This window comes from Serratia sp. YWN4 (assembly GCF_055790845.1).
Genome location: NZ_CM147696.1, coordinates 5,025,162 through 5,038,510, shown reverse-complemented (window position 1 = coordinate 5,038,510; position 13,349 = coordinate 5,025,162). Strand labels below are relative to the sequence as shown.

Genomic DNA, 13,349 nt, shown 5'->3' with positions numbered 1-13,349 from the left:
GGATGCGCAGTCGGACATTGTCGCTGTATGAGACGTTGATGCAACACGTTAGCGGTGAACTGCACCTGCAGCAGGTCAGTGAACCTGACCAGGTTATTTTATCGGTGCTGGACAATGTGCGACGCATTCTGAACAGCCGGGCGGGCACGCTCAGCCACTTGCCGGATTATGGCCTGCCAGACATGAGTGACATTTTGCAAGGGATGCCCGGCTCGGCCCACAGTCTGATGGTCACGCTTTCCCAGACGTTGCTGACGTATGAACCGCGTCTGACCGGTGTAGCGGTCACCCTGTTGCCCGAAATCCTGCCTGGGCAGTTGGAGTATCATCTGGACGTGGAGTTGGAAGGTGTGGGTGTGGTGACGTTCGGCACCACGCTGACACAGGAAGGCAAAGTACTGATCCGTCATCTTAAACACCCACAGGCGCTTGCACGCTTATCGGATTAACGCCGGGTCAAGGAGCAACAGAAGGCCAACGGATGAATGAACCGCGAAAGAAAGGCAGGAATCACCGCACCGGATGGACGTTGACTGACCTGCAGTTTGTTGAAACCCATTATGGCTCCATGCCCACGGCTGAGATTGCCCGGCAACTTGGCCGTACCGCCGTGGCCATCCGTTTGGCCGCCCATTCGCTTGGCTGTACTCAACGTCATTCAGTTCTTTGGACTGAAAAGGAGAAGATGATCATCCGAACGCAGTATGCGACCGGAGCAGGGATAACCCATGTCAGCCAGTTGTTGCCGGGGAGAACGCGAGACACCATCTATACCATGGCCAAGAGCTTGGGAGTCAAGGTCACCAGCAGCCGAAGCTGGCAGGCAGAGGAGTTCGACATTTTGAAACGGTTTTATCCCCATCTAGGGGTTAAGGTTGCCGAAAAACTGCCGGGTAGAACCCCAGGTGCTGTTAAGCTGAAAGCAAAGAAGTTGGGGGTGAAGTTCTGTGGGGGAAGCGATGAGGGAATAGCGCCGATGATCTGGAGTGAGAAGGAAAAAAAACGGCTGGAGAAACATCTGGATTTGCCCTCTTCCGCGTTGGTGAAATTATTTCCTGGCCGTAGCCTGGGTTCGGTCAAGCGAGCCAAAGAGAAGGCTAAGAAACGCCGAGAGTGATTTAAATGCTTTGCGATAGAGCGAGATCTGGTGCCCCAGAAGAAAAATCCGTTTAACGGCAAACTGGTGCGGGAAGGGAAAAAGAGGAAAAAGACCATTGAGAATACGCAAATCAATCGAACCTTGTCACATTTGATGGTGTTATGCGAGGAGGAGGCTGCCGGCAAAATGCCCTTGCTGGGGCGGCCGAATACTTTGCTGCCTTGCTGGTTCTGGATGGCCGTCGTGCAATTGCTGGATACCACGGGGATACGGCAAAACCAGTTGCTGCATATCCGTCTTATGGATGTGGATCTGGACAGGGGGATGTAAAAACCACAATGAACATCGGGTTCCCATCATTGAAGAACTGCGGCCATGGATGGTACGAGTGATAGAAGAGAGCCTGCAGCGTCATGCGTTGCCGGATGCGCAGTTGTTCAATGTTGGGCGGTTTGTTCCCCGGTTACGTAAAAAATACCCGGAGAGGATGACGGAGGTGCCGTTACGATCATTTTTCCGTCGTTTGTCAAAGCTGATGAATTTTACCGCGTCCCCACACTGTTTTCGGCACACGGTGGCGACGAACCTGATGAAGTCTCCGGATCGCAATATCAAGCATGTGCAGAATTTGCTGGGGCATTCGAGCCTGCAATCGACGATGGAATACATTGAGGATGACACGGCGTTTCTGGGGGATGTAATGCAGGAGGAGATACAGCGACGAAGAAGCAAGAAGCCAAGATGATGATCAGTAAAGAATTGACATCATAAATAAATTTGGTAACACTCGGACGCAAAAAAGCCGAGCTCTGCGCTAACAGACTCAGCCTTTGACTAAAACCTTATGTTCAACTGCAAAAAAATTAGACTCAGGAAAAACAGTGAACGGTTCAGTTCTGTCTTTTTACACAGTCCCTAATTGCTTCTTAAGCGCAAAACCAGAAACTTTGCAAAGTGAAAAAGTGGTGCCCGGACTCGGAATCGAACCAAGGACACGGGGATTTTCAATCCCCTGCTCTACCGACTGAGCTATCCGGGCAACGGGGCGCATTAAACCGTATTGGCCGTGCGGCGTCAACGGCTTTGTGGCAAAAAATATGAAAACAGCGTCAACTGCTGGCTTTTCAGTCAAAGCGCGCAGAACTCGGCCTTTGTGACCAAGATCGGAGCGCGCTATTTTCTCAACTCAGCGCCCCGAACTTGCGGCACTGGGCGATTTTCAAGATATCCTCGGCCAACCGCTTGGCAACGGAAACATCCTGTAATTGCCGTTTTATCAGCAGTTTGCTCAAGCAGCCTTCTTGCACCAGTTCCATTTGCTGCGCCACTGCATCCGCATCGTCGGCTTCCATTTCGCGCAATAGGTTACGGGTGAAATCCAGCGAGGCTTGTTTCTGCTGTTCCGCCAGTTGATGGATCGGATGGTCGGCAGCCGGGAAGAAACTGCAGGCAGCAATAAACAGGCAGCCAGGGTAGCGATCATTGCTTACATGTTCGGCCAGCACATCATAACGTGCCACCAGCTTTTGCTGTGGGCTCAGGGTTTCATCAAGCAGCAACTGGCGGCGCCAGGTATCAATCTGTTGGCCGTGATAGCGCAGGCAGTCATACAGCAACGCTTCACGATCCGGCCAGAACGGTTTCATGGCGCTAAGCTGCGCACCTAACTTTTCTGCCAGCATTTCCAAGGTGGTGGTCGCCAGGCCCTGCTTTTCCAACAGCTCCAGGGCGGTATCTAGAACCTGCTCACGTTGCATTTGTGCTCCCTCCAAAAATGGTTCTCAACTCACTCTATCCGTCGTCTTTACGACAGCGTGAAAGCGATTACGGTTAGCGCACTGTTTGCTGCAAGTGTGCGCTGAACGCCGATGCATCCATAAACCCGGTCACGCGGGCGGCCGGTAGTTCCTCACCGGCCTGGTTAAAAAACAGGATGGTGGGCAGGCCAAGCACCTGCAAATGTTTGAGTAATGCCACCTGCTCGGCATTATTGGCGGTCACGTCGGCCTGCAATAACAAAGTATTAGCCAATTGCGCCTGCACTGCCGGATCGCTGAAGGTATATTTTTCAAACTCTTTGCAGGCAACGCACCAGTCTGCATACAGATCCAGCATAACCGGTTTTCCCTGTGCCTGCCGTAGCGCCAGGTTAAGCTGCTCAATATTATTAATACGGGTAAAGTTCAGGTGTGGCTGATTGGCCTGCTGTGATGATGCAGATGTGCCAAAGGCCCAATCCTGCAACGGACGGGCGGCGATCACCAGTGCGACCAATAGCACTAACTGCATGATGCGCGCCCAACCGCGGGATGATTTCAGGCTCAGCACGAACGCCCAGCCAAAGAATGCTACGCCGAGCAGGCTCCACAGCCGCAAGCCCCAAACATCACCGATCACCCGTTCCAGCAGGAACACCGGCAGTGCCAGGATCACAAAGCCAAAGGCTTCTTTAACGTATTGCATCCATGGGCCGTTGCGTGGCAACAGGCGGTTACCAAACAGCGTCACGAGCACCAGCGGAATGCCCATTCCCACGGCATAAAGATACAGGGTGCCGCCACCGGCCCACATATTACCGCTCTGGGCGATATACAGCAGGATGGCGCTGAGTGGTGCGGTGGTGCAGGGAGAGCAGATCAGCCCTGCCAATGCGCCCATCGCGAACACGCCCGCCAGCGATCCGCCTTGTTGGGTATTACTCCAGTTTGCCAACCGCGTTTGCAGAGAAGAGGGCAGTTGCAGCGAATAGCAGCCAAACATGGAGAAAGCCAGGGCGACAAACAGCAGCGATAGTCCGATCAGCACATAAGGGTGTTGCAGCGCGGCTTGAAACTGCAACCCGGCGGCGGCAACCACCAGGCCGAGCAAGGTGTAGGTCAGCGCCATCCCTTGCACATACACCACCGCCAACACCAAAATGCGCCCGCTGCTGTGCGGCCGTTCACGGCCGAGAATAATGGCGGAAATCAGCGGGTACATCGGTAATACGCAAGGGGTGAAAGCAATGCCGATACCCAGCAGCAAAGCCCACAGCGGTGAGAACGGTCGGCTGGCCTGTTCGATCTCGGTCGGTGTGGGTGCCTGAGTAGCCGCCACCACCGCATCCAGCGGAATAACGCGGGTTTCCGGTGGATAACAGAAACCGGCCTCGGCACAGCCCTGATAAGTCACGCTCAGGCTGCCGTTGGCGTCTGCCTGCAACAGCGGAATGTTCAGCGTCAGTTGCTGTTTGAAAATCGCCGTCTCGCCAAAGAACTCGTCTTTGTGGCCCAGCCCGGCGGGCAGTTCAAACTTGCCGAGCGTTGCCTGCTGCGCAACCAGTTTGATTTGCTGACGATACAGGTAATAACCCGGCCGGATCTGCCAGTTCAGGGTCAACTGGTTACCTTGCTGTTTAAAATCGAAGGTGAATGCCTGATCGACAGGCACGAACGGCTTACCGCCGCTTTGGCCAAACAGCGAGGCCTGCACCGTTTGCGGCAGGAAAAACAGGCTGCAAAGCAGCAATATCAGTTTAATGAGGCGTTGATCCATGACAGGTAATCTTTATCTCCAGCCATCACCGGCAGCACCAACAACTCGGGGGTTTGATACGGGTGATGTTGTTTCAGGTAGGCGAGCAGGGCTTGCTGATGTTGGCGATCGCTTTTGAACAGCATCTGTACTTCATATTCCTGCTCCAGTTTCCCTTCCCAGTAATATAGCGAGGATGCGCCGGGCAGCATGGTGGCGCAGGCCGCCAGTTTTTCTCCCAGTACGCGTGCCGCCAGGTCTTGCGCGGTCGCTTCATCGGGTGTGGTACAGAGTATGACGATAGCTTCGCAATCGGACATTTTCAGCCCCTCTCAACCAGATTATCAACAGGGCACTATACCCTGAAGCCAGGTTGGCTAGAAGGCGAGTTTATCACCGATGGGGAAATGAGACGGGAAAAGCGGGGCCGTAGCCCCGCCTGAGGATTACAGAATAACGCTGCCAATCAGGAAGCCGAACACCACCGCGAACACCACGCCCATGGTGCCGGGAATGAAGAACGGGTGGTTAAACACAAAGCGCCCGATGCGCGTGGTGCCGGTATCGTCCATCTGTACTGCCGCCACCAGCGTTGGGTAGGTTGGCAGAATGAACAGGCCGGAAACGGCGGCAAAGGAAGCGATGGCGGTCAGCGGGGTGACGTTCAGCGCCAGCGCCATCGGCATCAGCGCCTTGGCGGTAGCAGCCTGAGAGTACAGCAGCGCAGAACAGAAGAAGAAGATCACCGCCAGCAGCCAAGGGTGCGATTGGATTACGGTGCCCGCAGTCTCTTTGATCCAGTCAAGGTTGGCCTGCACGAAGGTATCACCCAACCAGGCAACGCCCAGAATACAGATACAGGCGCTCATCCCGGCTTTAAACGTGCTGGAGTTCAACACCAGATCGGTGTCGACGCGGCACAGAATGGTGGTCAGGGTAGCCACGCTCAGCATGATGATCAGAATGGCGTTGGTGGTGTTCATCAGCGGTGTGGCTACCAGGCCCATGCTTGGGCTGTTGATGATGGCGTAAGCCACCACGCACAGTACGCCAGCCAGGAACAGCAGTACCGACATTTTTGCCCGCGGTTTGATCTCCAGAACCTGATCACCACGCAGGGTCACCAAGCCTTCTTCAAAGCGTTTTTGATAGATCGGGTCGTCAGACAGTTTGGAGTCAAACAGCAAGGTGACCAGCAGCGACATCAGCAATACGGCAAGGAAGGTGGAGGGGATCACCACCATCAGCATGTGCAGATAGCTCACGCCGTGGCCTTCCATCACTGAAGACATATACACCACGGCCGCAGAGATAGGCGAGGCGGTAATGGCAATCTGCGCAGAAACCACGGCGGTAGACAGCGGGCGGCAAGGCTTGATGCCCTGTTCTTTGGCCACTTCGGCAATCACCGGCAGCGCAGAGAGGGAGATATTACCGGTACCGGCGAAGATGGTCAGAAAATAGGTGACGATCGGTGCCAGAATGGTGATGTATTTTGGGTTCTTGCGCAGCAGCTTTTCGGTTTGCTGCACCAGATAATCCATCCCACCGGCAACCTGCATCGCGGCGATCGCGGCAATCACCGCCATAATGATAGAAATAACGTCGAAAGGAATACTGCCGGGTTTGACGCCAATCATCGCCAGCACCAGCACCCCAAGACCCCCGGCAAAGCCAATCCCGATGCCGCCTAACCTGGCACCCAGGAAGATGGCAAGCAGAACGATCACTAACTCCACTGCTAACATAGTGTTTACCCCTTAAAATGAAGATTTATGAAGACTAAAAGTTAATAAGTTGTGGAAGCCAGAAAGAAAAAAGGCACGCTATCCAAAGGATGAGCGTGCCTTTCAGGCTACCGGATGTGTCTATTATTGTTCGTTTTCATCTGTATAACGTTTCGCTTTATAGGCCGGGTGCATCAGGTTCTCCACAGAGAAAATGTCATCCAGCTCAGCTTCGGTCAGCAACCCGCGCTCCAGCACCACTTCACGCACGCTCTTACCGGTTTCGGCACAAATCTTACCGACAATGTCACCATTATGGTGGCCAATGAATGGGTTCAGATAGGTCACGATACCGATAGAGTTGAACACGTAGTGCTCACACACTTCTTTATTCGCGGTAATACCGTTAATGCATTTTTCCAGCAGGTTGTAGCAGGCGTTGGTCAGAATGTGGATTGACTCAAACATTGCCTGACCAATCACCGGTTCCATCACGTTCAACTGCAACTGACCCGCTTCGGCTGCCATGGTAACGCAGATATCGTTGCCAATCACCTTAAAGCAAACCTGGTTCACCACTTCCGGGATCACCGGATTCACTTTGGCTGGCATGATGGAAGAGCCAGCCTGCAGTTCCGGCAGGTTGATTTCATTCAGGCCAGAGCGCGGGCCGGAAGAGAGCAGGCGCAGGTCGTTACAGATCTTGGAAAGTTTTACCGCCAGGCGCTTCAGCGCACTGTGTACCATCACGTAAGCACCGCAGTCAGAGGTGGCTTCGATCAGATCTTCGGCCGGAACCACCGCCAGGCTACTGACTTCCGCCAGCTTCTGCACGGCCAATTGCTGGTAACCTTCCGGGGTGTTGAGCGCAGTACCGATCGCCGTAGCACCTAAGTTGACTTCCAGCAGCAGTTCCGCCGTGCGGTGCAGGTTGCGGGTTTCTTCATTCAACAGCACGCTGAACGCGCGGAATTCCTGGCCCAAGGTCATCGGAACCGCATCTTGCAACTGGGTACGACCCATTTTCAGGATGGTTTCGAACTCTTTGGATTTGCGGTCAAAGCCTTCGCGCAGTTGGTTGATGGCGTCGATCAGTTTCTGGTTGGATGCATAGACCGCGATACGGAAGCCAGTCGGGTAGGCATCGTTGGTCGACTGGCATTTGTTGAGATGATCGTTCGGGTTGAGGTATTGATATTCACCCTTCTGGTGGCCCATCAGCTCCAAGCCGATATTCGCCAACACTTCGTTGGTGTTCATGTTCAGCGAGGTGCCCGCACCGCCCTGAAACACATCCACCGGGAATTGGTCCATGCATTTGCCTTTGTCCAACACTTCATCACAGGCCTGGATGATGGTATCGGCAATCTTGCGCGGAATGGTTTTTAGCTCTTTATTGGCCAGTGCCGCGGCTTTTTTTACCATGACCATGCCGCGAACAAACTCAGGAACGTCACTGATTTTACTGTTGCTGATATAGAAGTTTTCAATCGCACGCAGAGTATGAATACCATAGTAGGCTTCTGCGGGTACTTCACGTGTTCCTAACAGGTCTTCTTCGATACGAATGTTGTTTGACATGAGAACCTTCTCTATGTTGCTGCCGAATTAATTATTTGCTTAATAACGGAGTTATGTTGCCGAGAGCTTCAAGTGCGGAAGTATTGACCGCATCGATTGTTACTACCCAGATCATATGCTGTTTCGTAATAAATGAATGAACGCAGATCACTATCTGGTGTTTCAGAAAACTAGAGCTTTTGAGTTCTGTGATCTGTTTCACGCTTAATGAGTTTAGTAATAAAAAATTTGTCAGGTTGAAATAACCGCAGGAAGCCCCCATTCTAAAAGGGTTAGCCTGCTACGGGCTCCATTTTTCGCGTATGCACCACCGGGTGGGTATGCTGACTCTACTGATAGGAGAATACGGTGCGCTGGTTACCGTTACTGTTGATATTTCTGCTGGCTTACATCGAAATATCGTTATTTATCAAAGTTTCCGCCGTGCTTGGCGTGGCGACGACCCTGTTGCTGGTGGTATTTACCTCCTGCGTAGGGGTTTCTCTGGTACGCAATCAGGGCATGAAAACCTTTATGCAGTTGCAGCAAAAGCTGGCGGCGGGTGAAAGCCCGGCGGCAGAGATGGTGAAAAGTGTTTCTCTGGTGCTGGCGGGGTTCTTGCTGCTGGTGCCGGGGTTTTTCACCGATTTCCTCGGCTTGCTGCTGTTGCTGCCGCCAGTGCAGAAATCCCTGACGCTGAAACTGATGCCGCATCTTTCCGTTTATCGCCCGGCAGGCTGGGGCCAGAGCGGCGGTGCTGCCAATGGCAATACCTTCGACGGCGAGTTCCAGCGCAAGGACGACGAGCGCTACACGCTGGATCACCAGCCGGACGAGCGTGACAAACCCAACGATCGCTGATGGATCCCCCAAACGCGGCCACCTTGGCCGCGTTTTTGCTAGCAGTGCCAGCAATTTCCTCCCTCAAAAAGAAAATTTTTTTGATCTTGCCCCTTGAAGAGGGATGGAACGCCCCCATTTCAAATCCCACGGAGCCGGTATCAATAATCCGGTGAACAACCCTAAATCTGATAGAGACCTTCTTACAGGAGAGCGTTCAATGAGTATTCGTCCATTGCATGACCGCGTTATCGTCAAGCGCAAAGAAGTTGAATCAAAATCTGCTGGCGGCATCGTTCTGACTGGCTCTGCAGCGGGTAAATCCACTCGTGGTGAAGTGGTAGCCGTCGGTAAAGGACGTGTTCTGGAAAGCGGCAGCATTCAGCCGCTGGATGTGAAAGTAGGCGACATCGTAATTTTCAACGACGGTTACGGCGTGAAAGCAGAGAAGATCGACAATGAAGAAGTGTTGATCATGTCCGAAAGCGACATTCTGGCAATTGTGGAAGCGAAATAACGCTTTATATCTTTCTGAACTGAACGAGTTGAAGGGAAATACCAATGGCAGCTAAAGACGTAAAATTTGGCAATGATGCTCGCGTGAAGATGCTCCGCGGTGTGAATGTTCTTGCTGATGCAGTAAAAGTGACCCTGGGCCCGAAAGGCCGCAACGTAGTGCTGGATAAATCCTTCGGCGCTCCTTCCATCACCAAAGATGGCGTATCTGTTGCTCGTGAAATCGAACTGGAAGACAAGTTCGAAAACATGGGTGCACAAATGGTGAAAGAAGTTGCCTCTAAAGCGAACGACGCTGCGGGCGACGGTACCACCACTGCCACCGTACTGGCACAATCCATCATCACCGAAGGCCTGAAAGCTGTGGCTGCCGGTATGAACCCAATGGATCTGAAGCGCGGTATCGATAAAGCGGTTATCGCCGCAGTGGAAGAACTGAAAAAACTGTCTGTGCCTTGCTCTGATTCTAAAGCGATCGCTCAGGTAGGCACCATCTCTGCAAACTCCGACGAAACCGTGGGTAAACTGATTGCAGAAGCCATGGAAAAAGTGGGTAAAGAAGGCGTTATCACCGTTGAAGAAGGCACCGGTCTGCAAGACGAGCTGGACGTAGTGGAAGGTATGCAGTTCGATCGCGGCTACCTGTCTCCTTACTTCATCAACAAGCCAGAAACCGGTTCTATCGAACTGGAAAGCCCGTTCATCCTGCTGGCTGATAAAAAAATCTCCAACATTCGCGAAATGCTGCCCGTGCTGGAAGCGGTTGCTAAAGCCGGTAAACCATTGCTGATCATCGCTGAAGATGTTGAAGGCGAAGCGCTGGCGACTCTGGTGGTTAACACCATGCGTGGCATCGTGAAAGTGGCTGCGGTTAAAGCACCGGGCTTCGGCGATCGCCGTAAAGCCATGCTGCAAGACATCGCCACTCTGACTGCCGGTACCGTGATCTCTGAAGAGATCGGTCTGGAGCTGGAAAAAGCCACCCTGGAAGATCTGGGCCAGGCAAAACGCATCGTGATCAACAAAGACACCACCATCATCATCGATGGCGTGGGCGACGAGAAAACCATTCAGGGCCGCGTGACTCAGATCCGTCAGCAGATCGAAGAAGCGACCTCTGATTACGATCGTGAAAAACTGCAAGAGCGTGTTGCTAAACTGGCTGGCGGCGTTGCCGTTATCAAAGTTGGCGCAGCTACTGAAGTTGAAATGAAAGAGAAGAAAGCCCGCGTTGAAGATGCCCTGCACGCGACCCGTGCTGCGGTTGAAGAAGGTGTGGTTGCCGGTGGTGGCGTCGCGCTGATCCGCGTAGCGGGTAAAATCGCTAACCTGAAAGGCGACAACGAAGATCAGAACGTGGGTATCAAAGTTGCCCTGCGTGCGATGGAATCTCCACTGCGTCAGATCGTGATCAACGCCGGTGAAGAAGCCTCTGTGATCGCCAACAACGTGAAAGCGGGCGAAGGCAGCTACGGCTACAACGCTTACACCGAAGAATACGGCGACATGATCGCGATGGGTATCCTGGATCCAACCAAAGTGACCCGTTCTGCTTTGCAGTACGCGGCCTCTGTGGCTGGCCTGATGATCACCACCGAGTGCATGATTACCGATCTGCCGAAAGATGATAAAGGCGACATGGGCGCTGCCGGTATGGGCGGCATGGGTGGCATGGGCGGCATGATGTAATCCTCCCCCACACTTCCGTGTGCTAGAAAACCCCGGCCAGTAATATGGCTGGGGTTTTTTTATCCTTCAAATCGCCAGTAACCCTAATAATGTCAGTGACTATCAGTTTATTTTCTCTTCGGCATAAACACTTTCTCCAGCAGACCGATATTAACCATATCGATGAAAGGGCGGTCGCTTGTTGCGCTTGATGTTAATGGAGAGGATGCATGCTGAAAAATATGAAAATAGCCACCTGGCTGATACTGATCCTGGCGTTATTGGGGCTGATGCCGATGGGAACCAGTACCATCGCTTTCTACTTTATCAACCAGAATGGCCAGAATATCCGTACCATGGGAACGCTGTCAGAAGAAGAGGCCGCTCTTAACCGCAGCTGGAAGGCGTTGTTGCAGACGCAGACGCTGATCGACAACCTGGCGTTCGAACTGATGATGAACGCCGATCGGGCTGATATCCAACAGGGGCTGGCAGATGCGCGTAATGAGTTAGGTACTGCCGATCGCGCCTTCGATTTGTACTGGACCATTCCGGGGCTGACCTTGACCAACCCAGAGCTGGGTGAGGCGATGAAAAAAGCCTATCTGGGGCAGCAAACCATGTTAAAGCGTGAAATCGCGCTGGTGGAAACCACGCCGGTGGCTGCACTACTCGGTGAGTTACACCAGTTAGCCGCAGAGAAACGCCAGGCGCGGCAAAATCTGGACAGCCAGTTCGCCGACTACATGGCTGCTACCCAGGCCAATCATCGCGCTGCACTCAGCAGTGCGCAGCAAAACCAGCAGTTGTTCATCCGTTTACTGGCAGGCACGCTGGTGGCGATTACCGGGTTATTCCTGTGGGTTCATCGCGGTTTTCGTCACCGCTTGGTGCTGCCGCTCCAGCAGATATCTGAACATCTGCAAAAGATCGGCAGTGGCGATCTGCGTGAGGTGATCGAAGTAAAAAACAGCAATGAAATCGGGCAACTGTTTGCCAGCCTGCAAAGAATGCAGCGCGAGTTGACGGAAACCGTTCAACAGGTACGTGATGGTGTCGAATCCATCAATCTGGGAACGCAGGAGATCGCAGCGGGTAATACCGATCTTTCCAGCCGTACCGAACAGCAGGCCAGTGCGTTGACCGAAACCGCCGCCAGCATGGAGCAGATCACGGCGACGGTGCAGCAGAACGCGGATAACGCCAATCAGGCCTCTGGCATGATTAACCAGACCGCCAATATTGCCCGCGAAGGGGGCGAAATCATGGGCAGCGTGGTCAGCAAAATGCAGGTGATCAGCAACAGCGCGCAGAAAGTGGGCGACATCATCAATGTGATTGATAGCATCGCTTTCCAGACCAATATTCTGGCGTTGAATGCTGCGGTGGAAGCGGCACGCGCTGGTGAACAGGGGCGTGGTTTTGCCGTGGTAGCGGGTGAAGTGCGCAATCTGGCACAGCGCTGTGCCTTATCGGCGAAGGAGATCAGCACTCTGGTGATGGGGGTCGCCAATGATGTCGCCGAGGGCGTGCAACTGGTTGAAAAAGCGGGTAATACCATGGCAGATATTGTCAGTTCGGTGGATAAGGCCACGGTCATCATGGAAAATATCACCTGCGCTTCTGAAGAGCAAAGTAAAGGGGTGGTGCAGGTTGGCGTGGCTATCACCCAGATGGATCAGGTGACTCAGCAGAATGCGGCGCTGGTGGAGCAAGTGGCGACGACGGCGGCCAATGTGGAAGAGCAGGCGGTAGCGGTATTCCAACTGCTGGAGACTCGGTTGCAGGCCACGCCAACGCGTATAGCCGGAAAAGAGGCGCTGGAAGCCGATTGGGTCTGATTTTTAATGTAAAGCGGGTTTTGATTTTGCGAGCGCTGCCGCACTGTATTGGATGATATTTTTGCAGACCGAGCTGATTTAGCGTGTAAACTGGATCCTCATCGGCTGTCGCTTAAAGCGTTGACCAGGCATGAGTGGCAACGATGTTTAAGAGATATACCCAGCGTTGGGTATAGAGCCACCCTTCTGATAAGCTTTTGCTCATTATCAACATCATATGGGGAACAAGATGCGGATTAAAGCCTTACTGGGTCTATCAGCGGCGTTGCTGCTGGCAGGTTGCAGCAGCTCCAATGAACTGACCGCCGCAGGTCAGCAAATCAAATTCACCGACACCAAACCGCCAGCAGAATGCCAGTTGATGGGCGAAGTGACTGGCTCGCAGAGCAACTGGCTCTCGGGTACCGGTGGTGAAGGCAGTTCTCTGCGTGGCGCAGCCAACGATCTGCGTAACAAGGCAGCGGAAATGGGCGGCAACGTGATTTACGGTGCGAACAGCCCAAGCCAGAACCTGCTTTCGAGTTTTGCACCGCTCGACAGCAAAATGATTGGCCAAGTGTATAAGTGCCCATAATGCGGGTGGGG

14 protein-coding genes and 1 tRNA gene are annotated in these 13,349 nt (G+C 53.3%); 9 read left to right on the top strand and 6 right to left on the bottom strand.

What is annotated here, in order from left to right; translation table 11 throughout:
* Positions 1-2 precede the first annotated feature (2 nt).
* From tssE to ACX9GT_RS23200, 4 genes are read left to right on the top strand one after another with little or no spacing between them, the layout of a single operon-like run.
* Complete coding sequence (gene tssE, locus ACX9GT_RS23215; RefSeq protein ID WP_473188912.1) at positions 3-449, top strand: type VI secretion system baseplate subunit TssE; 447 nt, start codon at positions 3-5, stop codon at positions 447-449.
* A gap of 32 nt (positions 450-481) precedes the next feature.
* Positions 482-1,117 (top strand): SANT/Myb-like DNA-binding domain-containing protein, encoded by a 636-nt coding sequence (locus ACX9GT_RS23210; protein ID WP_473188911.1) that lies wholly within the window; start codon positions 482-484, stop codon positions 1,115-1,117.
* A gap of 30 nt (positions 1,118-1,147) precedes the next feature.
* Positions 1,148-1,429 (top strand): hypothetical protein, encoded by a 282-nt coding sequence (locus ACX9GT_RS23205; RefSeq protein WP_473188910.1) that lies wholly within the window; start codon positions 1,148-1,150, stop codon positions 1,427-1,429.
* The gene (locus tag ACX9GT_RS23200; protein WP_473188909.1) at positions 1,404-1,844 is read left to right on the top strand and encodes a site-specific integrase; all 441 of its coding nucleotides are present in this window, start codon (positions 1,404-1,406) and stop codon (positions 1,842-1,844) included. The genes ACX9GT_RS23205 and ACX9GT_RS23200 overlap by 26 nt, the downstream gene beginning before the upstream one ends.
* A 218-nt stretch (positions 1,845-2,062) precedes the next feature.
* On the opposite strand, the gene ACX9GT_RS23195 is transcribed toward ACX9GT_RS23200, so the two are convergent.
* The 6 genes from ACX9GT_RS23195 to aspA form a co-directional block, all read right to left on the bottom strand.
* Positions 2,063-2,138 (bottom strand) — tRNA-Phe (locus ACX9GT_RS23195).
* 142 nt (positions 2,139-2,280) lie between these two features.
* Positions 2,281-2,856 (bottom strand): transcriptional regulator, encoded by a 576-nt coding sequence (locus ACX9GT_RS23190; RefSeq protein WP_473188908.1) that lies wholly within the window; start codon positions 2,854-2,856, stop codon positions 2,281-2,283.
* Between the two features lie 73 nt (positions 2,857-2,929).
* Entirely contained in the window at positions 2,930-4,633 is a 1,704-nt protein-coding gene (locus ACX9GT_RS23185; protein WP_473188907.1) for a protein-disulfide reductase DsbD, read from the bottom strand.
* Positions 4,609-4,932 carry a divalent cation tolerance protein CutA gene (gene cutA, locus ACX9GT_RS23180; protein ID WP_459400958.1) on the bottom strand — a complete coding sequence of 108 codons (324 nt, stop codon included), beginning with the start codon at positions 4,930-4,932 and terminating at the stop codon, positions 4,609-4,611. Before cutA ends, ACX9GT_RS23185 begins: the two co-directional genes overlap by 25 nt.
* Positions 4,933-5,058: 126 nt before the next feature.
* Positions 5,059-6,360 carry an anaerobic C4-dicarboxylate transporter gene (locus ACX9GT_RS23175; RefSeq protein ID WP_473188906.1) on the bottom strand — a complete coding sequence of 434 codons (1,302 nt, stop codon included), beginning with the start codon at positions 6,358-6,360 and terminating at the stop codon, positions 5,059-5,061.
* 123 nt (positions 6,361-6,483) lie between these two features.
* The gene (gene aspA / locus ACX9GT_RS23170) at positions 6,484-7,920 is read right to left on the bottom strand and encodes an aspartate ammonia-lyase (protein WP_473188905.1); all 1,437 of its coding nucleotides are present in this window, start codon (positions 7,918-7,920) and stop codon (positions 6,484-6,486) included.
* Positions 7,921-8,268: 348 nt separating this feature from the next.
* Between aspA and ACX9GT_RS23165 the strand changes: the two genes are divergently transcribed.
* The 5 genes from ACX9GT_RS23165 to ACX9GT_RS23145 all read left to right on the top strand — a co-directional run bounded on the left by ACX9GT_RS23165 (position 8,269) and on the right by ACX9GT_RS23145 (position 13,338).
* Entirely contained in the window at positions 8,269-8,760 is a 492-nt protein-coding gene (locus ACX9GT_RS23165) for an FxsA family protein (protein WP_473188904.1), read from the top strand.
* Positions 8,761-8,959: 199 nt separating this feature from the next.
* Positions 8,960-9,256 (top strand): co-chaperone GroES, encoded by a 297-nt coding sequence (locus tag ACX9GT_RS23160; RefSeq protein WP_076943083.1) that lies wholly within the window; start codon positions 8,960-8,962, stop codon positions 9,254-9,256.
* Between the two features lie 44 nt (positions 9,257-9,300).
* Positions 9,301-10,944, top strand: a complete 1,644-nt coding sequence (gene groL, locus ACX9GT_RS23155) for a chaperonin GroEL (RefSeq protein ID WP_459400962.1) — start codon at positions 9,301-9,303, stop codon at positions 10,942-10,944.
* 209 nt (positions 10,945-11,153) lie between these two features.
* On the top strand, positions 11,154-12,764 hold the full coding sequence (locus ACX9GT_RS23150) for a methyl-accepting chemotaxis protein (protein ID WP_473188903.1): 1,611 nt from the start codon (positions 11,154-11,156) through the stop codon (positions 12,762-12,764).
* A gap of 229 nt (positions 12,765-12,993) precedes the next feature.
* A complete protein-coding gene (locus ACX9GT_RS23145) occupies positions 12,994-13,338 on the top strand; it encodes a DUF4156 domain-containing protein (protein WP_473188902.1) in 345 nt (114 codons plus the stop codon).
* The last annotated feature ends 11 nt before the right edge of the window (positions 13,339-13,349 follow it).